This window comes from Pseudomonas batumici (assembly GCF_000820515.1).
Lineage (GTDB): Bacteria > Pseudomonadota > Gammaproteobacteria > Pseudomonadales > Pseudomonadaceae > Aquipseudomonas > Aquipseudomonas batumici.
In genome coordinates this window covers 39945-59448 of sequence record NZ_JXDG01000045.1, presented here as the reverse complement: position 1 = coordinate 59448, position 19504 = coordinate 39945, and the positions used below count along the sequence as shown (strand labels likewise).

Sequence of the window (19504 nt, the reverse complement as noted above, 5' to 3'; positions counted from 1 at the left end):
TAGCGGGATTTACAATGGGATAGGCCGGTGCGCAGCCGTCGCCCCGGTATCCGGTCTGTAGCGTTCAGTGCGTGGCCTTGCCTCGACGATTTCCCCACCACTTCTCCAGAATGTGCTGTGCTTAGACTGCCGGCGCTGCACCGCTTCGTGCGTTGCTACCCTGGAGTCCGTGGGCCTGTATTTCAGAACGCTGCTGGAATCATTGACGATGAATAAAGTATTACGCCATTACATCCCGGCAAGCACGCGGCGCCTGTTGCCCAATCGCTGGGACCTGATCGCGCTGCCGCTGGTGGTGGGTTTCCTGCTGTTTTTCTCGATCGGCGCGCGGGAAACCTGGGCACCGATCTCCACCTTGCAAACCCAGGTGGTTTCCCTCGATCCGGCCGACCTGCCGGAGTATGCGGTACGCACCACCCTGCGCATGCTTGCGGCGATGGTGGCGTCATTGGTCTTCACCTTTCTCTACGGCACCCTGGCGGCCAAGAGCAAGCGCGCCGAGAAGCTGCTGGTGCCGGTGCTGGATATCCTGCAATCGGTGCCGGTGCTGGGCTATATCTCGTTCACCGTGACCTTCTTTCTCCTGCTGTTTCCCGGCCGGGTCCTGGGCGCCGAGTGCGCGGCGATCTTTGCGATCTTCACCAGCCAGGCCTGGAACATGACGTTCAGCTTCTACCAGTCGCTGCGCATGCTGCCCCGGGACCTGACTGAAGTGTCCGAGAGCCTGCACCTGTCCGGCTGGCAGAAGTTCTGGAAGCTCGACGTGCCGTTCGCCATGCCGGGGCTGGTGTGGAACATGATGATGAGCATGTCCGGCGGCTGGTTCTTCGTGGTCGCCTCGGAGGCCATTACCGTCGGCGACAAGACCATCACCCTGCCGGGTATCGGCTCCTACCTGGCCACCGCCATCGAGCAGCGCGATGTCACGGCCGTGGGCTATGTGATCCTGGCGATGGTGGTGGTGATCCTGGTCTACGATCAGTTCCTGTTCCGTCCGCTGGTGGCCTGGGCGGACAAGTTCCGCATGGAAGACACCGCGGCCCAGGGCGGCGCGCCGGAATCCTGGGTGCTGAACCTGATCCAGCGGACCCGGGTCATCCAGCGCCTGATCCGCCCGGTTTCACGGCTCGTCACCCGTATCGGCCATCTGCGCCTGAGCCTGCCCCGGGCCAAGGTCCGGGCCAGTGCACCCAACCCGTCGACTTCACGGGTGATCGACTGGGTCTGGGGCCTGTTCATTGCCTTGCTCGCGGCTTATGCGCTGTATCACATCACCCTCTACGTCAGCAGCGAAGTGACCTTCGGCGATGTCGGCGAAGTGATCGGCCTGGGCGCGATCACGCTGCTGCGGGTGACCTTGCTGATCGGCGTCGCTTCGCTGATCTGGGTGCCGCTGGGGGTGATGATCGGCCTGCGTCCGCACCTGGCCGAGAAGATCCAGCCGTTGGCACAGTTCCTCGCGGCGTTTCCGGCGAACCTGCTGTTCCCGGTGTTCGTCATCGTGATCCTGCACTTCAACCTGAACCCGGATATCTGGCTGAGCCCGCTGATCGTACTGGGCACCCAGTGGTACATCCTGTTCAACGTGATCGCCGGGGCCAGTGCCTTTCCCAACGACTTCCGCGAAGCCGCCGCCAACTTTCATATCCGTGGCTGGCAGTGGTGGCGCAAGGTCATGTTGCCGGGGATCTTCCCGTATTACGTGACAGGGGCGATCACCGCTTCCGGCGGCGCGTGGAACGCCAGTATCGTGTCCGAGTTCGTTTCCTGGGGCCAGGACAAGGTCGTGGCCCATGGCCTGGGGGCGTATATCGCCCAGACCACGGCGGCCGGTGACTTTCCGAAGATCACCCTGGGCGTGGTGGTCATGTCGGTCTTCGTGGTGGCCTTCAACCGTTTGCTCTGGCGGCCGATGTACGCCATCGCCGAAAACAAACTTCGTCTGAATTAATCCGAGCCGCTCTCATGAACAGTCAAATCGAATACACCAGCAGCGCCCGTGAAATCTATTCGCTCAGCAACGTGAGCAAGGGCTTTGGCAATGGCAAGGATGAGCGTCAGGTACTCAGCGAAGTCGACCTGCACCTGCACGAAGGCGAAGTCGTCGGGTTGCTGGGGCGCTCGGGCTCCGGCAAGTCGACCTTGCTGCGGATCATTGCCGGCCTGATCCAGCCGACCTCCGGCGAAGTGCTCTACAACGGCGAAAACCTGGACGGCCCGGCCAAGGGCGTGGCGATGGTGTTCCAGACCTTCGCCCTGTTTCCCTGGCTGACCGTGCTTGAGAACGTCGAAGCCGGCTTGCAGGCCTTGCAGGTGGAGCCCAAGGAAGCGCGCAAGCGGGCCCTGGCGGCCATCGACCTGATCGGTCTCGACGGTTTCGAAAACGCCTACCCGCGCGAACTGTCCGGTGGCATGCGCCAGCGGGTGGGGTTTGCCCGCGGCCTGGTGGTCAATCCGACCCTGCTGCTGATGGACGAACCGTTTTCCGCCCTCGACGTGCTCACCGCGGAAAACTTGCGGACCGACCTGCTGGAGTTGTGGAGCGGCGGGCAACTGCCGATCAAGTCGATCCTGATCGTGACCCACAACATCGAGGAAGCGGTGCTGATGTGCGACCGCATCCTGGTGCTATCGTCCAACCCCGGGCGCGTGGTGGCACAGATCAAGGTGCCGTTCGCTCACCCGCGCAACCGCCTGGACCCGATCTTCCGCAAGATGGTCGACGATATCTACGCGCTGATGACCAACCGCCGCAGTGCCGACGCCCGCACCGGCAAGGCCGAACTGCAACTGGGCAGCCGGCTGCCGGAAGTTCCGACCAACCTCATGGCCGGTCTGATCGAAGCCCTGGCGGCCGAGCCCTATCATGGCCATGCCGGCTTGCCGAACGTGGCCGAGCGGTTGCTGCTGGAGGTCGACGACCTGTTCCCGGTGGCCGAGATGCTCGAGCACCTGGGCTTTGCCGAACTGCGCGGGGCCGATATCAAGCTCACCGAGGCGGGCAAGCGTTTCGCCGAGGACGGCACCCAGGAGCGTAAGGTGATGTTTGCCGAGCACCTGCTGCGCGCCGTGCCCCTGGCGGCGCGGATTCGCCAGGTATTGCAGGAGCGTAACGGGCATTGGGCGCCACGGGTGCGTTTCGAGCAGGAACTGGAAGATTCCCTCAGCGAGGACTTCGTCGAGCAGACCCTGGAAAGCGTGATCAGCTGGGGTCGTTACGCCGAGATCTTCTCCTACAACGACACCACTGAAACCTTCAGCCTGGAAGACGTGGAAGGCGAGATCTGACCTGACTGCGAAACCTTCGCAGATCCGCGAAATACGAAGTTTTCACCTGGCCGTAACAGGTCGGGCACATGCCGATGATTAACTTCTCCCTCGCCTCCGGTTGTTGCGGAGGCGGGCCAGTTTGAAGGGTCGAGACGGTAAGTCGTAGTGAACCGTGTGCCGGTCGACGTCATGGCCGGGCACCTCTGCTGATCCCAACTTAAGGAGAGTCCGATGTCCATCGGCGCAATTCCGGCTGCAAATCCTGCCTCTGTGCGTATTGCCGGTCAGTCCCAGGCGACCCCGACACCTGCACAGAAAACTTCCACCACTACCAGCACCAGTACCACCGCCAGCACCGTCGCGGACGCCTTGAAGGAAGCGACCGAAACCGCGGCACAAACCGCCCAGGAAGCCAGCCACGGCGACCGCGCAGCGCAGAAGCTGGTGCAAAAGCACCTGCATCACACCGCCCACACCACCACGGCCGCCCCGAAAGCCGTTGCCAACGGCAGCGGTCAGCCGGTTGGGGAAACCATCAATACCAAGGCGTAAGTTGCGGTAACACGGCTCTATCAGTCAGCCCGGCCGGTGCCGGACTGACTGACGCAGGGCCTCATCGCTTCAGATATGCAACGCGGCCAGGCCGCCCAGCACCACGCTGACACCCACGGCGGTGTAGGCCAGGCGCTTGAGCCATTCCTTGCGGGTCAGCAGGGTGATCGCCGCCAGCGAAATGGCAATCTGGATCGCCGTCATCGCCTGGGCCCAGCGGTGATGCTGGTGCAGGACCTGTTCCGACTTGGTATCCCACTCACGACTCTGGGCCTCCAGGCCTTCGGCCTTCTGCCGCACGACTTCCTTTTCCTTCTTGTAGCGTTCTGCCTCGGCCGTGTAGTGCGCGGCATCCAGGCCTGGAATATGGCTGGCCATCTCCGACAGGTTCTGCCGGCTGGACTTGGCCTGATAGTAGTTCCACTGGTTGGCGGCTTCGGTCTTGAAGATGGCGGCGTTGTTCTTGTCCATCGCCGCTTCGCTTTCCGTGGAGCCCGCCTGGTAGCTGAGCATGGCGCCAATGGTGGCCATGATCGCGGTCATCACCGCGATCCGGCTGGCAAAGCCGTCACCCCGCGCATGGGCATGCTCGGTGGCGTGTTCGATGTGTTTTTCGTGGGGGCTGGGGACTTCGAAGTCTTCTGTCATGGCGACGGATCTTTGGATGAAAAGAGCGGAAGCCCCCAGTTTAAAGCCTGTGCTGGCAGAAGGCTCTCCCTCAATGATGAATATTCTAATAGGCCGACAGTTGAGAGGTATTCGCAGGCGCGGGCTCCTCTTTCATGTGGACCGTGTTCAAGGGGATCTCCAGGGTGAACACCGCCCCTTTGCCCGGCCCGTCGCTGTGGGCGTACAGGCGACCTTTCATCTCCACCGCCGCCAGGGCGCAGCTGTGCAGGCCGAAACCGTGGCCGTCCTTGCGGGTGGTGAAACCGTGGGTGAAGAGCCGTTTCATGTTTTCCGGCGCAATGCCTTCGCCCTCATCCTTGACGCTGAGGCGCAGGGTCTTGCCGTCGACGACCCGCACGCCGAGGGTGATGTCCCGTTCGCGGTTGCTCAGGTCGGACACCGCATACTTGGCGTTGCTGATCAGGTTGATCATGATCAGCAGCAGCCGGTGCTTGTCGCCGAGGATGGTCGGTACCGGCTGGTAGTCCTTGAGCACCGTGACCTTGTGCCGGTTCAGGGCGCCGGTGTTCATGCGCAGGGCGTCTTCGAGCAGGTCGGTGATGTTCAGGGGTTCCAGCAGCTTGGCCGCACCGGCATAGGACTGCTGGGTGGCGACGATCTCCTTGATGTGGTCGACGCTTTTGCTCAGTTGCGCCAGCTCCTGGACGATCTCCGCGTGCTCGGTGTCGATGGCCGCGACCAGTTGGTTGAAGTAGGCGGGCAGCAGCTTGCCTTTTTCGTCGTGGCTGACAAAGTCGCCCAGGTCGCCAGCATGCTCGTTCATCAACTGCACGGCCTTGCCCAGTCCCTGCACCTTGCTGGCGCGGAGCTTGCGGGTCACGAGGTCAGCGGAAATATTCACGCTGTTGAGCACGTTGCCGACGTTGTGCAGGACGTTGGTGGCGATTTCCGCCATGCCGGCCGTGCGGGCGGTGTCCATCAGTTCGCTCTGGGCTTCCTTGAGCTCGCGGGTACGTTCTTCCACCCGCTGTTCGAGGCGCTCATTGGCCGCCTGCAAGGCGCTGTTCATCTGGTTGATCAGCGCATAGCTGCGCAGTTGGCGAATGATCAGGTAGAACACCAGCAGGGCCATGAGGGCCGCACAGACGCTGAGATAGATCTGGTACTGGCGGTCCTGCAGCTCCGCGCGCCGCTGGTTTTCATTCAACAGTTCGTTGATGCCGTCCAGGCTGGCGGCGACCGGGATGAAGCCGATGCGGTCGAGCAGGTCGTTGACCAGGGGTTGCTCGCGCACCACCACGTTGGCCTGGTCGATCAGCCTGTCGATGGACGGGACCAGGGCCGCCGGAAGGCTGTTCTTTTGCGTGGTCAGGTGCTGGATCTGGCGCTCGACCTTGTCGGCCTTGAGATTGGTCACGTGCTGCGCATATTCCAGCGCGCTCAAGGTCAGTTTCGACGCGCTGTACAACACGCTGAGGGTTGCCACCGGGTGCTCGACGCTATAGGGCTCAAGGTCGGTCTGGATGGTGTCCTCTATCGACGACAGGGTTTCCAAGTCGTCGCGCAAGGCGGTGTTGTGCGCCTGGAACTGCTCGATCACCTTGTTCTTTTCCGCCGTGGCGTCCAGATAGGCCTTCTTGCGGGCCTGCCAGATGCCGGAGTTGTCCAGGTTGCTGTTCAGTGCGACCAATTGATCCCAGCGTCTGCTGGCATCCGCCGTGGGGATGGCGAGCAGGTTGTAGTTGTACTCATCGCTGATCCGGGTCTTGATGATCTTGGCGTCCAGGCGGGCGTCCAGTTGTTTGAGCTGGCGAATCAGGTCGCGGGAATCGAAGTAGGTGGAGGTTTCCCGTGCATTGGATTTCATGAGCAGGAAAGCCAGGAAACTGACGAGGATGACAAACAGCGTCACCAAGGCATGGCCTCTGTATCTGCTCCATAGCGTCATGGGGTACTTCCTGTGTCCGATCAACGGGGGGGCTTCGGGCCGTTTTCACGAAGTGTAGTGCCGCTGCGTCTCCAAGTGCTGGAAAAGTGTCATTTCTTTGCCTTTGAAGTACCGTTCCCGGGCCGTACTCCCAAGCCGTACAGGGTCTGGGGCAAGCCCGGTTTCACAGTGCTATCGGTTGTAACTGTCAGGCCCCGCGTTGGTTTCCTACCAAAGCGGTACTACATAACTCACGTAGAAGCGGTTTTCATCCTGAATGGTCGCGCCAGTGATATCCGGGCTTGCATGGGCATTCTGCCAGCGTACGCCGAGGCCTTTCAGCTCGCCGCTCGGGACGTTGTAGGCCAGCGAAATGTCGCGTTCCCATTCCTTGGCATTGGGGTCGGACGGGGTACGGATCTGGTCGCCGTGGACATAGGTGGTAGCGAAGACCAGGCCATCCACACCCAACTGGGCGAAGTCGTATTTGTACTGCGCCAGCCAGCTGCGCTCACCGGCGTGCTGGAACTTGTTCAATTGCATGTTGGTCAGCGCCGGGGTGTCGGCGCCCGAGCCCGGGCCCTGCATGGAGGCCCCGCTGTTCAGGCCCGAATCCAGGTACGGGAAGTCACTGCTGCCGCTGTTCTTCTGGGCACCGAGACCGATGGTGTGGCCGGCCAGGCTGTAGCTTTCCATCAGGCTGATGGTCGACTGGTTGATCCGGCCCTTGGTCAGGCCATTGCCGTAGTAACCGGCGCCTGCGTACTGGCTGTCGCCATCGGCGTTGGCGCCGACACCCAGGCTGCGGTAGGCACGGAAGTCGCTGTCGATGGCGCCGACGGGCAGGGCGTCATGCCGCTTGGCGCCGAGGAAGGCCTGTTGGTAGTAGTCCGACAGGTTCGAGTACCAGGCGCTCAGGGTGGTGCCCGGAATCCCGGCGTAGTCGGCACCGCCGTAGAGGAAACGATCGCTCTTCTTGGTGCCGCCGGCGGTGATCATGCCGGTGTCGCCGGTTTCGTTGCGGATCTTGGTCTGGGTGATGTCGCCGACGGTAAAGGTGAAGTTGTCCAGGTCCTTGGACACCAGTTGCGCGCCGGTGTTGGTCTGGCGGTACAGGCGGCCGTCGGTGTTGGCCAGCATCGGGTTGTTCTGGTACAGGGTGCCGACCCGCAGTTCATCCTTGAGGAAACGCGCCTTGAACGTCGGGCTGAGCACGCCGAACTGGTCGGCGGACTTGCCGTTTTCCAGCGGGAACATGCTGCCGGGGTAGCGGCCCTGGTGGGTCTTGTCGTCCAGGTCGCCGCCCGAATCGAGTTTCAGGCCGTAGAACGCCTGCAGGTCAAGGCCCACGCCGATGGTGCCTTCGGTGTAGCCGGACTTGAAGTCGAACTGGAAGCCCTGGCCCCAATCGTGATAGCTCTTGGCTTTGGCCGTGCTGCCACTGATGCCTTGACCATCCTGGTTCAGGTAACGGTTAAGAAGGGTCACGTCGGCGTGACTGTCATTGATGAAGTCCGCATGGGCATAGAGCGTGACACTCGCCAGGGCGGCACCCATCAGGGGGCTCAACAGCTTGTTCATTGGGATCGGATCCTAGTCACAGAATTGAAATAAGAGCTGCAAACTCTTGAAACAATTAAAAGGTCGGTATGTGACAGTTCCGCGTCAAAGGCAGGCTTCAGGACATGAACTTTAGTTTAATAAGTGCCTGATTCTGGTCAGGTTTTTTCCCTGGAAAAAGGCTCGGGACGGCGGCTTTCGTGGCCGCCGTCGGTATCGTCGATCACGCTTTCGGCGATTCCGGCAGGAACCAGTTCAGCACCAGCGCACAGATCCCGCCGGTGGCCACTCCGGACTCCAGCACGTTACGCAACGCCGCCGGCATGTGCGCGAGGAATTCCGGCACCTGGGAAACCCCGAGGCCCAGGGCCAGCGATACGGCGATGATCAGCAGTGCCCGGCGGTCCAGGTGGATGCTGGCGAGGATATTGATACCCGAGGCCGCCACCGCGCCGAACATCACCATGGCCGCGCCGCCGAGCACCGGCTCGGGCACCGCCTGGATCGCGCCGGCTACCGCAGGGAACAGGCCGAGCAGCACCAGCATCAGGGCGATCCATTGGCCGATATGCCGGCTGGCGATGCCGGTCAGCTGAATCACCCCGTTGTTCTGGGCAAAGATCGAGCTGGGAAAGGTATTGAACAGCCCGGCGAGCAACGAGTTGGCGCCGTTGACCAGCACGCCGCCCTTGATCCGCTGCATCCACAGCGGGCCTTCCACCGGCTGGCGCGAGACCTTGCTGGTGGCGGTGACGTCACCGATGGCTTCCAGGGAGGTCACCAGGTAGATCACCAGCATCGGAATGAACAACGCCCAGGAGAAATCCAGGCCGAAGTGCAGTGGCGTCGGTACCTGGAACACGGCGGCCTCGTGCATGCCGGTGAAGTTCAGGCGTCCCAGGTAACCCGCCAGGGCATAGCCGACCGCCAGGGCGATGACGATGGCGCAGCTGCGCATCCACACCAGCGGGATACGGTTGAGGACCACGATGATCGCCAGCACCACGCCGGACAGCAGCAGGTTCTCGCCGTTGGCGAAGGTGCCGTTGGCCATGGCGCTGAAGCCGCCACCCATGCTGATCAGGCCGACCTTGATCAGGGTCAGGCCGATCATCAGCACGACGATGCCGGTCACCAGCGGAGTGATCATGCGCTTGACGAAGGGCAGGATCCGCGAGATGCCCATTTCGACGAAGGAGCCGGCGATGACCACGCCGAAGATCGCTGCCATGACCGCTTCCACCGGCGTACCTTGCTTGACCATCAGCGCGCCGCCGGCAATCAGCGGGCCGACGAAGTTGAAGCTGGTGCCCTGGACGATCAGCAGCCCGGCGCCGAAGGGGCCGAAGCGGCGGCACTGGACGAAGGTGGCGATGCCGGAGATCACCAGGGACATGGAGACGATCAGGTTGGTATCCCGGGCCGAGACCCCCAGGGCCTGGCAGATCAGCAGGCCGGGGGTGACGATGGGCACGATGATCGCCAGCAGGTGCTGCAACGCCGCGAGGATACCGATCGGCAGGCTGGGGCGGTCCTCGAGGCCGAGGACCAGTTCGTTGGCCTGGAGCTCGGCGGTGGGCGGAGTCTGGTGAGCGGTCATGGCGGGGCCCTGGAAAAAATGAGGTCGCGATTCTACTGGGCCAGGCACGGGGCGCCCAGCTTGCTGTGGCGCTTATTCGAGAATGTCGAAGCCGCTGCTGCCCAGGCGCTCGCCATTGACCAGCAAATGCACGGCGTGATGACCGCTGTAATGCTTGCGGGTGGTCAGTTCGCGGATGTGCTGGCGGCGGCTCAGGGCCTCGCTTGCGCCGGCGGCCAGGTGCAGGGTCTTGAGCTTGAAGACCTTGGTCGAGGTGGCGCCCGAGGCCTTCACGTAGTCGATGCCGTAGTCGATTACCAGCTTCTGGCTGGCCGCCGCGGTGGAGGCCAGGGTGAAGGAGAGGGTGACGCTGTCGCCGAGACGGATCGCCGCGGGTTCGACCTTCAGGTCCAGCACCTCGACCTGGGCCTTGGCGCCGGCCCCCATCAGCGCGAGGGCACGGGGGTTGCCCTGTTTGATCAGGTTGCGCAGGGCGTGACGGGCGATCCAGGCGGTGCGCGGGTCGTCCAGCGACCAGCCCTCGATCAGTTCCAGCACCCAGTCGGGATGGTCCTTGGTGATGTCGTTGAGGTGGTTGGCGACCGATTTGCGCACGTATGGGCTGTCGTCGGCCTTGAGCGGGTCGAGTATCTCCGCGGCGAGGCGCGGGTCGGCCTGGATCCGGGCCAGCCGGAAGGACCACGGCAGGCGCGGTCGCGAGCCTTCGCTGGCGAGGCGGCGGACGTGCTCGTTGGGGTCCAGGGACCAGGTTTTCATCACCGCCAGGGTGCGTTCGAAATCGTTGAGCAGGAAATGCCGCACGGCGAATTCCGAGGAGCCGAACGCGGTGAAGTATTTCAGCGCGTCCATGGACAGGTCGAAGTCCTCGGCACCGTAGCTTGCGACATAGTGCGGCAGGCACATGGTGACAAAGCCGCTGTTCAGGCGCGGGGCGAGCTGGCGCAGCACCTTGAGGGACTGTTTGTAGCTCAGGGGCAGCACCGCGTGCAGGCTTTCGCTGACCCGGGCCAGGCGCTGCATGATCGACAGTTCGTCGAGGCCCTGATGGGTTCGGCTGAGAAAGCCGGCGCTGTCGAAGTCGGGGTACACCGCGCGCATTTCGTGGGCGATATGCAGCAGGCGTTCGCTGTTGAAGATTTCCTTCAGGGCGGGAGCGGCTTGTTCGGTGCTCATGGCAGGACCTTTTGCGTTAGAACGTCGGCGGTGTGATGACCCAGATGACCACGGCATCGACTTCGCCGGGGTTGCCGTAGCGGTGCGGTTCCTGGCTGGAGAAGCTGAAACTGTCGCCCTCGGCCAGCTGGAAGTGGCGATCGCCGACCCACAGTTCGAAGCTCCCGGACAGCAGGTAGCCGGCTTCTTCGCCTTCGTGGCTGTAGCTTTGCTGGCTGTAGGTGCCCGGCGGGAAACGTGAGTGGAGGATTTCCAGCTGGCGGTTGGGTTGCGGGGTCAGCAGCTGGTCGACGATGCCGTCTTCGTAGTGCACGCTCAGGCGGCTGTTCTTGCGCACCACGTAGCCGTTGTCTTCGGGGGCGGTGGTGGCTTCGCTGGCGAAGAACCACTGGATGGTCACGCCCAGGCTGCGGGCGATATTGAACAGGGCCGGGATCGACGGGTAGGCGAGGTTGCGCTCCAACTGGCTGATATAGCCGGCGGTGAGTTCGGCCTGGGTCGCCAGTTCGCTCAGGGTCATGCCCCGGCGCTTGCGCAGGCCGCGGATGCGCGTACCGAGAAACTGCGGGCCCGTGGCGGCGCTGTCGCCGGCGGGCGTTGGGGCGTTGCTCATGGCCTGCTCCAATCCTTGAAAGGGCCGCAGTATAAGGCACTTGTCGGGTGCTGAGGGGGAGCCCTGAAATCTGTGATCTGGAACGCGAACTTGTGGGAGCCGGCTTGCTGGCGATGAGGCCGGTGAGTCTTGCATCGCTTGATCGGACGCCATCGCCAGCAAGCCGGCTCCTACAAGGGGTGGTGTGCGCCGTCAGAGGTCCCAGGCGACTTTCAGGCCTTCGTAGATCGCTTCCTCCACCGTACGCGGGGCCAGGCAATCGCCGATCCGGCGGAACTCCACCAGCCCCTGCAGCTCGTCGCCGAGGGTATCGACCGGTTGATGCCCCTGGCATAACACCAGGGTGTCGACCTCTTCGAACAGCATCGGATCGCCGTTGGCGGTATGTTGCAGGTACACGGTGCTGTCGTCGCAGCCATAAAGTCGGGCATAGGGTGTGATAGGAATGCCGAGGCGGTGCAGCTCACCGGCCAGTTGATCGCGCACATACAGCGGCAGGCTCTCGCCGCAGTGGGTGCCATTGACCGCCAGCCGGACCTGATGCCCGGCCCGTACCAGGCGCTCGGCGATGCCGGGTCCGATCCAGTCGCAACGCCAGTCGACCACCACCACCGAGCGGCCGATCTGCACTTCGTCACGCAGCACCTGCCAGGCATCCACCACCTGCAACTCGCCGCCGCGCTCGAAGGGCGGCCAGTAAGGCTCGGCACCGGTGGCGACAATCACCAGCTCCGGCCGCTCGCGCTCCACCAGCGCACGATCGACCCGGGTGTTGCGCACCACGCGCACGCCGGCCAGTTGCATTTCCCGCTGCAGGTTGGTGCTGGCACCGCCGAACTCACTGCGTCTTGGTAGCAACTGCGCCAGCAATACCTGGCCCCCCAACTGCGCGGCGGCTTCGTACAAGGTCACCTCATGACCGCGCTGCGCCGCCACGGCCGCCGCTTTCATCCCGGCCGGGCCGCCACCGACGACCATCACGCGTTTGCGCCGCGCCGTGGCGGTCAATTGCCCGTACTGCAACTCGCGACCGGTTTCCGGGTGCTGGATGCAACTGATCGGCAGGCCCTTGTGGAAGTGGCCGATGCAGGCCTGGTTGCAGGCGATGCAGGCGCGGATATCGTCGCTGTGGCCGCTGTCGGTCTTGTTCGGCATCTGCGGGTCGCAGATCAGCGCCCGGGTCATGCCGCAGACATCGGCCTGGCCACGGGACAGGATCAGTTCGGCCTCCTGGGGCTGGTTGATCCGCCCGGTGACGAACAGCGGAATCGCCAGGCGCGCCTTGAAGGTCCCGGCTTCCTTCGCCAAATACGCCGCCTCGATGGCCATCGGCGGCACGATATGCACCGCCCCGCCAAGGGAGGCCGAGGTCCCGGCGACGATGTGCACGTAGTCCAGTTCGCCTTGCAGTTGCACCACGGCAGCCAGGGATTCGGCCTCGGTCAGGCCTTCGGCGTCGCGCTCGTCGGCGGAAATCCGCAGGCCGACGATGAACTGCTCGTCGGTGGCCGCGCGCACGGCGGCGAGCACTTCCCGGAGGAAACGCAGGCGCTGTTCCAGCTCGCCGTTGTAGCCGTCGCTGCGCCGGTTGACCCGCGGGTTGAGGAACTGCGCCGGCAGGTAGCCGTGGCTGGCGACCACTTCCACGCCGTCGATACCGGCCTGGTGCAGGCGCCGCGCCGCCGCCGCGTAGCCGCCGACGATCTCGTCGATCATCGCCTGGTCCAGCGCCCGTGGCATGACCCGGAAGCGCTCGTTGGGCACGCCGGACGCCGAGTAGGCGACCGCCAGCAGGCCGTCGCTGGACTCCATGATTTCCCGGCCCGGATGGAAGATCTGCGACAGCACCAGGGTGCCGTGGGCATGACAGGTCTCGGCCAGCCGCCGATAGCCGTCGATGCAGGCATCGTCGGTGGCCATCAGCACATGGGAGGTGTAGCGCGCACTGTCGTGAACCCCCGCCACCTGCAACACGATCAACCCGACACCGCCCTCGGCGCGGGCCCGGTGATAGGCGATCAGTTGTTCGTTGACCCGGTTGTCGGTCGGCATGGAGGTGTCGTGCCCGCTGGACATGATGCGGTTCTTCAGGCGCTTGCCACGGATCTGCAAGGGTTCGAACAGATGACGAAAGGCGTGCGGGGACGTCGACATGGCAAGGCTCCAGGCGGCCCGGGATCAAGGACGGGCGGTCGTTATTGTTTGATCATGAAAATTTACCTGTAGTAAAAAATCAACTTGTTTTTTTACTTTGCGTTGCGTAGCTTCGAATGGCGCCCGGGACCTGGGCGTACCTCATACAACAAGAAAATGGATCACCCCGCGCCCAAGGCCCGGGGGATACCGCACGAGGACTCATCGATGAAATCGAACACCCGCAGGTACGGTTTTTATCCCTTGCTCCTGACGCTCGCCCTGGGCAGTGCCCAGGCCGGCCAGGACATGGTGGTGGTCGGCTACGGCGGCGCCGGGCAGAAGGCCCAGGACACGGCGTTCTTCCAGCCTTTCAGCGCCAAGGACGGCAGCAAGCTGATCCAGAGCGAATACAACGGTGAAATGGCCAGGATCAAGGTCATGGTCGACACCGGCAGCGTTGACTGGGATGTGGTGCAGATCGAAGGACCGGACCTGCTGCGCGGGTGTGACGAAGGCATGTACGAGCGCCTCGACTGGAAGCAATTGGGGCATGCCGGGCAACTGATCCCCGACGCCGCCCAGGACTGCGGTTCGGCGGCGCTGGTCTGGAGTGTCGCCATCGCCTACGACACCGACAAGGTGGTGCGGGCGCCGGCCTCCTGGGCCGACTTCTGGGACGTCAAGACCTTTCCCGGCAAGCGCGGCCTGCGCAAGCGCGCGGTGTACAACCTGGAGTTCGCGCTGATGGCGGATGGGGTGAAGGCCGAGGACGTGTACACGGTGCTGAGCACGCCCAAGGGGGTCGACCGCGCCTTTGCCAAGCTGGACCAGCTCAAGCCCTACATCCAGTGGTGGGAGGCGGGCGCGCAGCCGGCGCAGTGGCTGATGGCCGGCGATGTGGTCATGACCTCGACCTACAGCGGACGGGTGGCCGCCGCCGCCCAGCAGGGCAGCCACCTCGTCCTGGTCTGGCCGCAGAGCCTGTACGGCATGGACTATTGGGCGATCATCAAGGGCTCGAAGCACGTCGACCAGGCCAAGCGCTTCATTGCCTTTGCCAACCAGGCGGACGCCCAGGTCAACTACGTGCGGCAGATTCCCTACGGTCCGACCAATACCGAGGCCGCCGCCAGGCTGGATCCGGGCCTGGCGAAATGGGTGCCGACGGCGCCGCAGAACCTCAAGGGCGCCCTGTCGATGAACGTGGCGTTCTGGGTCGACCACGGCGAGGAGCTCGAAGAACGTTTCAATGCCTGGGCAAGTAAGTAAAGTAGGGGCCGCCGGGCGCCTTGCGGGCGTACCGGCTACCCGATCCGATCCATCCTGCCTGAAGGAGTCACCCGCTTGAACGACCTTCTGCACAGCGCCGCGCCGGCGGCTATCGAACGTCAATTGCGCGAGCAACTGGCGGCCTGTTACCGGTTGATTGCGCACTTTCGCATGACCGACCTGATCTTCACCCATATCTCCCTGCGCCTGCCGGGGCCCGAGCATCATTTCCTGATCAACCCCTATGGGCTGATGTTCGAGGAAATCACCGCGTCGAGCCTGGTGAAGATCGGCCTCGACGGACGGGCCGTGGAGGATTCGCCGTATCCGGTGAATCCGGCCGGGTTCGTGATTCACAGTGCGATTCATGGCGCCCGCGAGGATGCGCAGTGCGTGTTGCACACCCATACCCGGGCGGGTTGCGCGGTGGCGGCGCTCAAGTGCGGCCTGTTGCCGGTGAACCAGATTTCCATGGAGTTCTACGGGCGTACGGCCTATCACGACTATGAAGGCGTGGCGCTGGACCTGGACGAGCAGGCCCGCCTGGTGCACGACCTGGGGGACAAGTCGGTGATGGTGCTGCGCAACCACGGCCTGTTGAGCGTGGGGGAGACGGTGGGCCAGGCTTTCCTGCGCATGTATTACCTGGAAAAGGCCTGCGAGATCCAGGTCACGGCCCAGGCCTGTGGCGAACTGGTAGTGCCGTCCCACGAGGTGTGCGCGCATACCGAGCGGCAGTTCAATGATCCGGGGCGGCCGGTGGAGGAGGGGCAGTTGACCGACCCGGATGCCATGGAACTGGCCTGGGCGGCGATGTTGCGCTTGCTGGATCGGGTGGCGCCGGACTATCGGGACTGACGCCACCCGAATGGACAATGCAAAACCCCTGTAGGAGCCGAGCTTGCTCGCGATCGAGTGCGAAGCGCTCGCAAAACCGGTGAACGCGGTCTTTCTGAAAGACCGGAGACTCCGGGTTTACGACCGCTGCGCGGCCGATCGCGAGCAAGCTCGCTCCTACAGGTCAGGTTTCAGCGGGTTACAGGTGCAAGGCATGCCCCAACGCCCGCAGCGCCGCTTCCTGCACCGCTTCACCCAAGGTCGGATGGGCATGGATGGTCCCGGCGATATCTTCCAGGCAGGCCCCCATTTCCAGGGACTGGCCGAACGCCGCCGCCAGTTCCGATACCCCGACACCCACCGCCTGCCAGCCGACAATCAGGTGATTGTCACGCCGCGCCACCACCCGCACGAAACCGCTTTTCGATTCCAGGGTCATGGCCCGCCCGTTGGCGGCAAACGGGAAACTCGACACCAGGCAATCCAGCCCGTCCGCCTTGGCTTCGTCTGGCGTCTTGCCGACCACCACCAGCTCGGGATCGGTAAAGCACACCGCGGCAATCGCGGTCGGATTGAACTCGCGATGCTGGCCGGCAATCAGCTCGGCAACCATCTCGCCCTGGGCCATGGCCCGGTGCGCCAGCATCGGCTCGCCGGTCAGGTCGCCGATGGCCCAGACATTGCGCATGCTGGTGTGGCAACGGTTGTCGATCTTGATCGCCGCACCGTTCATCTCCAGCGCCAGGGCTTCCAGATTCCAGCCCTGGGTCCGCGGCTTGCGTCCCACGGCCACCAGCACCTGGTCGGTCGCGATCTTCAGGATTTGCCCCTGGGGATCGCGCACCTCCAGGGTGCTCGAGGTGGCATCGAAACCTTCGACGCTATGCCCCAGGTGCACGGTGATGCCCAGGGCCTTGATCGACTCGGCCACCGGCTGGGTCAGTTCGCGGTCGTAGGTCGGCAGGATCCGCTCGCGGGCCTCGACCACCGTCACCTCGGCGCCGAGCTTGCGGTAGGCAATCCCCAGTTCCAGGCCGATGTAACCGGCGCCGACCACGGTCAGGCGCTTGGGAATCGAAGTCGGGGCCAGGGCCTCGGTGGAGGAGATGATCGGCCCGCCGATCGGCAGCATCGGCAGGTTCACGGTCTGCGAGCCGCTGGCCAGCAGCAGGTGTTCGCACTGGATGCGCAGGCCGTCGACCTCGACGTGCTTGCCATCGATGATCTTGGCCCAGCCATGGATCACCTTGACGCCGTGCTTCTTCAGCAGCGACGCGACGCCGGTGGTCAGGCGGTCGACGATGCCGTCCTTCCATTCGACGCTCTTGCCGATGTCCAGGGTCGGTGCCGAAACCTTGATCCCCAGCGGCGAGACGTTGCCACTGTAGCCCTGGGTGGTATGGAACTGCTCGGCCACATGGATCAGCGCCTTGGACGGAATGCAGCCGACGTTCAGGCAGGTGCCGCCCAGCGCCTGGCCTTCCACCAGCACGGTGGGAATGCCCAGCTGGCCGGCACGAATGGCCGCGACATAACCGCCGGGGCCGCCGCCGATGATCAACAGGGTGGTGTTTTGGGTCTGTTGCATGATCACTCCACAAACAGGCTGGCGGGTTGTTCGAGCAAGCCGCGAATGGCCTGGATGAATTGGGCCGCGTCCATGCCGTCGACCACCCGGTGATCGAAGGAGCTGGACAGGTTCATCATCTTGCGGATGACGATCTGGCCCTTGATGACCATGGGCCGCTCGACGATGCGGTTGACCCCGACAATGGCCACTTCCGGCAGGTTCAGCACCGGCGTGCTGACGATCCCGCCCAATGCCCCGAGGCTGGTCAGGGTGATGGTCGAGCCGGACATCTCCTCGCGGCTGGCCTTGCCACTACGGGCGGCCTGGGCCAGGCGATTGATCTCGTTGGAGGTGCCCCACAGGTTGAGGCTCTCGGCGTGGCGCACCACCGGCACCATCAGGCCGCCGTCGGTCTGCGCGGCGACCCCGACATGCACTGCGCCATGGCGGGTGATGACCTGGGCATCGTCGTCGTAACGCACGTTGATCTGCGGGAAGTCCCGCAGGGCCACGACCATCGCCCGCACCAGGAACGGCAGCAGGGTCAGCTTGCCGCGGCTGTCGCCGTACTTGTGGTTCAGGTGGACCCGCAGCTCTTCCAGGGCGGTGACGTCGACTTCCTCGACATAGCTGAAATGGGCGGCGCGGCGCTTGGCGTCCTGCATGCGCTGGGCGATCTTGCGGCGCAGGCCGATCACCGGGATCTGCTGTTCGTCGGTGCGCTTGGCGTAGCTGGCGACCGCCGGTGCCGGTTGGTCGGCCTGGGCCAGGTAGGCGTCAAGGTCGTCGTGCAGGATGCGTCCGGCCGGGCCGCTGCCGTGGACGAAACGCAGTTCGATCCCGGCATCCCAGGCGCGCTTGCGCACGGCCGGGGAGGCCAGCGGACGCTCGTCGGCGGCACGCGCCACGGGGGCCGGGCGGGCGGCCACGGGAGCGGTCGGCGCCGGTTTGGCGGCGGGCTTGCTCGGTGCCTCGGGGGCGGCGGGCGGCTTTTCCGCGACGACGGCCGGCGCGGCTTTCGGCGCTGGCACCGGCGCTTCAGCGCCTTCGCGCACGTTGCCGGCGCCTTCCACTTCGATGCTGATCAGCACGCTGCCGACCGCCATCACTTCACCGGGCACACCGCCCAGGGCAATCACCTTGCCGTGGACCGGCGAGGGAATGTCGACCATGGCCTTGTCGGTCATGACGTCCGCCAGCACCTGGTCTTCGACCACCAGGTCGCCGACCTGCACGTGCCATTGCGACAGTTCTACTTCTGCGATGCCTTCACCGATGTCCGGCATCTTGATGACATGAGTACCCATTCAGACCTCCATGACCCGTTTCAAGGCCGCACCGACACGCGTCGGGCCGGGGAAATAAGCCCATTCCTGTGCGTGGGGGTAAGGCGTGTCCCAGCCGGTGACGCGCTCGATCGGTGCTTCCAGGTAATGGAAGCAATGCTCCTGGACCAGGGCGATCAGCTCGGCACCGAAGCCGCAGGTGCGGGTGGCTTCGTGGACGACGACGCAACGACGGGTTTTCTTCACGGAATTGACGATGGTGTCCAGGTCCAGCGGCCAGAGGCTGCGCAGGTCGATGACTTCGGCGTCGACCCCGGTTTCCTCGGCGGCGGCCTGGGCCACGTAGACGGTGGTGCCGTAGGTGAGGACGGTCACTTCGCTACCGGGGCGGGCGATGGCGGCGCAGTCCAGCGGCACCGTGTAGTAGCCCTCGGGCACGGCGCTGGCCGGGTGCTTGGACCATGGCGTTACCGGACGCTCGTGATGGCCGTCGAACGGGCCGTTGTACAGGCGCTTGGGTTCGAGGAAGATCACCGGGTCATCGTTCTCGATGGCGGCGATCAGCAGGCCCTTGGCGTCGTAGGGGTTGGACGGCATCACCGTGCGCAGGCCGCAGACCTGGGTGAACATCGCCTCCGGGCTCTGGCTGTGGGTCTGGCCGCCGTAGATGCCACCGCCGCAGGGCATGCGCAGGGTCATCGGCACGCTGAACTCGCCGGCGGAGCGGTAGCGGATACGCGCCGCTTCCGAGACGATCTGGTCGGAGGCGGGATAGAAGTAGTCGGCGAACTGGATTTCCGCCACCGGGCGCAGGCCATAGGCGCCCATGCCGACGGCGACGCCGACGATGCCGCTTTCCGAGATCGGGGCGTCGAATACCCGCGAGGTGCCGTAGCGGCTCTGCAGGCCTTCGGTGCAGCGGAACACGCCGCCGAAGTAGCCGACGTCCTGGCCGAATACCACTACGTTGTCGTCGCGCTCGAGCATCACATCCATGGCCGAGCGCAGGGCCTGGATCATGGTCATGGTGCTGGTAGCCACGGCGTTCTCCGTTTGCAATTTGCTGTGATCGTTCATCGGC

15 protein-coding genes are annotated in these 19504 nt (G+C 64.1%); 5 read left to right on the top strand and 10 right to left on the bottom strand.

The window, feature by feature from the left end; translation table 11 throughout:
* Positions 1 to 208: 208 nt before the first annotated feature.
* The 3 genes from UCMB321_RS17530 to UCMB321_RS17520 all read left to right on the top strand — a co-directional run bounded on the left by UCMB321_RS17530 (position 209) and on the right by UCMB321_RS17520 (position 3822).
* A complete protein-coding gene (locus tag UCMB321_RS17530; protein WP_040069180.1) occupies positions 209 to 1951 on the top strand; it encodes an ABC transporter permease in 1743 nt (580 codons plus the stop codon).
* A 14-nt stretch (positions 1952 to 1965) separates the two neighbouring features.
* Positions 1966 to 3288 (top strand): ABC transporter ATP-binding protein, encoded by a 1323-nt coding sequence (locus UCMB321_RS17525; protein ID WP_040069179.1) that lies wholly within the window; start codon positions 1966 to 1968, stop codon positions 3286 to 3288.
* Positions 3289 to 3501: 213 nt separating this feature from the next.
* Positions 3502 to 3822, top strand: a complete 321-nt coding sequence (locus UCMB321_RS17520; RefSeq protein WP_040069178.1) for a hypothetical protein — start codon at positions 3502 to 3504, stop codon at positions 3820 to 3822.
* A 69-nt stretch (positions 3823 to 3891) separates the two neighbouring features.
* On the opposite strand, the gene UCMB321_RS17515 is transcribed toward UCMB321_RS17520, so the two are convergent.
* The 7 genes from UCMB321_RS17515 to UCMB321_RS17485 all read right to left on the bottom strand — a co-directional run bounded on the left by UCMB321_RS17515 (position 3892) and on the right by UCMB321_RS17485 (position 13479).
* Positions 3892 to 4470 carry a DUF4337 domain-containing protein gene (locus UCMB321_RS17515; RefSeq protein ID WP_040069177.1) on the bottom strand — a complete coding sequence of 193 codons (579 nt, stop codon included), beginning with the start codon at positions 4468 to 4470 and terminating at the stop codon, positions 3892 to 3894.
* 85 nt (positions 4471 to 4555) lie between these two features.
* Positions 4556 to 6400, bottom strand: coding sequence for a DAHL domain-containing protein (locus UCMB321_RS17510; protein WP_040069176.1), 1845 nt, complete (start codon positions 6398 to 6400; stop codon positions 4556 to 4558).
* Between the two features lie 207 nt (positions 6401 to 6607).
* Positions 6608 to 7960 (bottom strand): OprD family outer membrane porin, encoded by a 1353-nt coding sequence (locus tag UCMB321_RS17505; protein WP_040069175.1) that lies wholly within the window; start codon positions 7958 to 7960, stop codon positions 6608 to 6610.
* 202 nt (positions 7961 to 8162) lie between these two features.
* Entirely contained in the window at positions 8163 to 9539 is a 1377-nt protein-coding gene (locus UCMB321_RS17500; protein ID WP_040069174.1) for a nucleobase:cation symporter-2 family protein, read from the bottom strand.
* A gap of 72 nt (positions 9540 to 9611) precedes the next feature.
* The gene (locus tag UCMB321_RS17495) at positions 9612 to 10712 is read right to left on the bottom strand and encodes a DNA alkylation repair protein (protein ID WP_040069173.1); all 1101 of its coding nucleotides are present in this window, start codon (positions 10710 to 10712) and stop codon (positions 9612 to 9614) included.
* A gap of 16 nt (positions 10713 to 10728) precedes the next feature.
* Positions 10729 to 11325: a helix-turn-helix domain-containing protein gene (locus UCMB321_RS17490; protein ID WP_040069171.1), complete on the bottom strand. Its 597-nt coding sequence runs from the start codon at positions 11323 to 11325 to the stop codon at positions 10729 to 10731.
* A 192-nt stretch (positions 11326 to 11517) separates the two neighbouring features.
* Entirely contained in the window at positions 11518 to 13479 is a 1962-nt protein-coding gene (locus UCMB321_RS17485) for an oxidoreductase (RefSeq protein WP_040069168.1), read from the bottom strand.
* 207 nt (positions 13480 to 13686) lie between these two features.
* Here UCMB321_RS17485 and UCMB321_RS17480 point away from each other — a divergent pair, with 207 nt between their 5' ends.
* Together UCMB321_RS17480 and UCMB321_RS17475 are read left to right on the top strand one after the other, a co-directional pair.
* Complete coding sequence (locus UCMB321_RS17480; protein WP_040069165.1) at positions 13687 to 14730, top strand: ABC transporter substrate-binding protein; 1044 nt, start codon at positions 13687 to 13689, stop codon at positions 14728 to 14730.
* A 75-nt stretch (positions 14731 to 14805) separates the two neighbouring features.
* The gene (locus UCMB321_RS17475) at positions 14806 to 15588 is read left to right on the top strand and encodes a class II aldolase/adducin family protein (protein WP_040069163.1); all 783 of its coding nucleotides are present in this window, start codon (positions 14806 to 14808) and stop codon (positions 15586 to 15588) included.
* A 178-nt stretch (positions 15589 to 15766) separates the two neighbouring features.
* Here UCMB321_RS17475 and lpdA read toward each other — a convergent pair whose 3' ends face one another.
* Genes lpdA through UCMB321_RS17460 form a run of 3 tightly spaced genes read right to left on the bottom strand, consistent with a single transcriptional unit; the run spans position 15767 to position 19500 of the window.
* Positions 15767 to 17155 carry a dihydrolipoyl dehydrogenase gene (gene lpdA / locus UCMB321_RS17470; protein ID WP_040069162.1) on the bottom strand — a complete coding sequence of 463 codons (1389 nt, stop codon included), beginning with the start codon at positions 17153 to 17155 and terminating at the stop codon, positions 15767 to 15769.
* Positions 17156 to 17157: 2 nt separating this feature from the next.
* A complete protein-coding gene (locus tag UCMB321_RS17465; protein WP_040069161.1) occupies positions 17158 to 18444 on the bottom strand; it encodes a dihydrolipoamide acetyltransferase family protein in 1287 nt (428 codons plus the stop codon).
* Positions 18445 to 19500: an alpha-ketoacid dehydrogenase subunit beta gene (locus tag UCMB321_RS17460; protein WP_040069160.1), complete on the bottom strand. Its 1056-nt coding sequence runs from the start codon at positions 19498 to 19500 to the stop codon at positions 18445 to 18447. It abuts the gene before it with no gap.
* Positions 19501 to 19504 lie beyond the last annotated feature (4 nt).

Excerpts from the sequence above, each read along its gene's own strand:
- UCMB321_RS17530 (WP_040069180.1), top strand. The coding sequence starts at position 209 with ATGAATAAAGTATTACGCCATTACATCCCGGCAAGCACGCGGCGCCTG.
- UCMB321_RS17525 (WP_040069179.1), top strand. The coding sequence starts at position 1,966 with ATGAACAGTCAAATCGAATACACCAGCAGCGCCCGTGAAATCTATTCG.
- UCMB321_RS17520 (WP_040069178.1), top strand. The coding sequence starts at position 3,502 with ATGTCCATCGGCGCAATTCCGGCTGCAAATCCTGCCTCTGTGCGTATT.
- UCMB321_RS17515 (WP_040069177.1), bottom strand. The coding sequence starts at position 4,470 with ATGACAGAAGACTTCGAAGTCCCCAGCCCCCACGAAAAACACATCGAA.
- UCMB321_RS17510 (WP_040069176.1), bottom strand. The coding sequence starts at position 6,400 with ATGACGCTATGGAGCAGATACAGAGGCCATGCCTTGGTGACGCTGTTT.
- UCMB321_RS17505 (WP_040069175.1), bottom strand. The coding sequence starts at position 7,960 with ATGAACAAGCTGTTGAGCCCCCTGATGGGTGCCGCCCTGGCGAGTGTC.
- UCMB321_RS17500 (WP_040069174.1), bottom strand. The coding sequence starts at position 9,539 with ATGACCGCTCACCAGACTCCGCCCACCGCCGAGCTCCAGGCCAACGAA.
- UCMB321_RS17495 (WP_040069173.1), bottom strand. The coding sequence starts at position 10,712 with ATGAGCACCGAACAAGCCGCTCCCGCCCTGAAGGAAATCTTCAACAGC.
- UCMB321_RS17490 (WP_040069171.1), bottom strand. The coding sequence starts at position 11,325 with ATGAGCAACGCCCCAACGCCCGCCGGCGACAGCGCCGCCACGGGCCCG.
- UCMB321_RS17485 (WP_040069168.1), bottom strand. The coding sequence starts at position 13,479 with ATGTCGACGTCCCCGCACGCCTTTCGTCATCTGTTCGAACCCTTGCAG.
- UCMB321_RS17480 (WP_040069165.1), top strand. The coding sequence starts at position 13,687 with ATGAAATCGAACACCCGCAGGTACGGTTTTTATCCCTTGCTCCTGACG.
- lpdA (WP_040069162.1), bottom strand. The coding sequence starts at position 17,155 with ATGCAACAGACCCAAAACACCACCCTGTTGATCATCGGCGGCGGCCCC.
- UCMB321_RS17465 (WP_040069161.1), bottom strand. The coding sequence starts at position 18,444 with ATGGGTACTCATGTCATCAAGATGCCGGACATCGGTGAAGGCATCGCA.
- UCMB321_RS17460 (WP_040069160.1), bottom strand. The coding sequence starts at position 19,500 with ATGAACGATCACAGCAAATTGCAAACGGAGAACGCCGTGGCTACCAGC.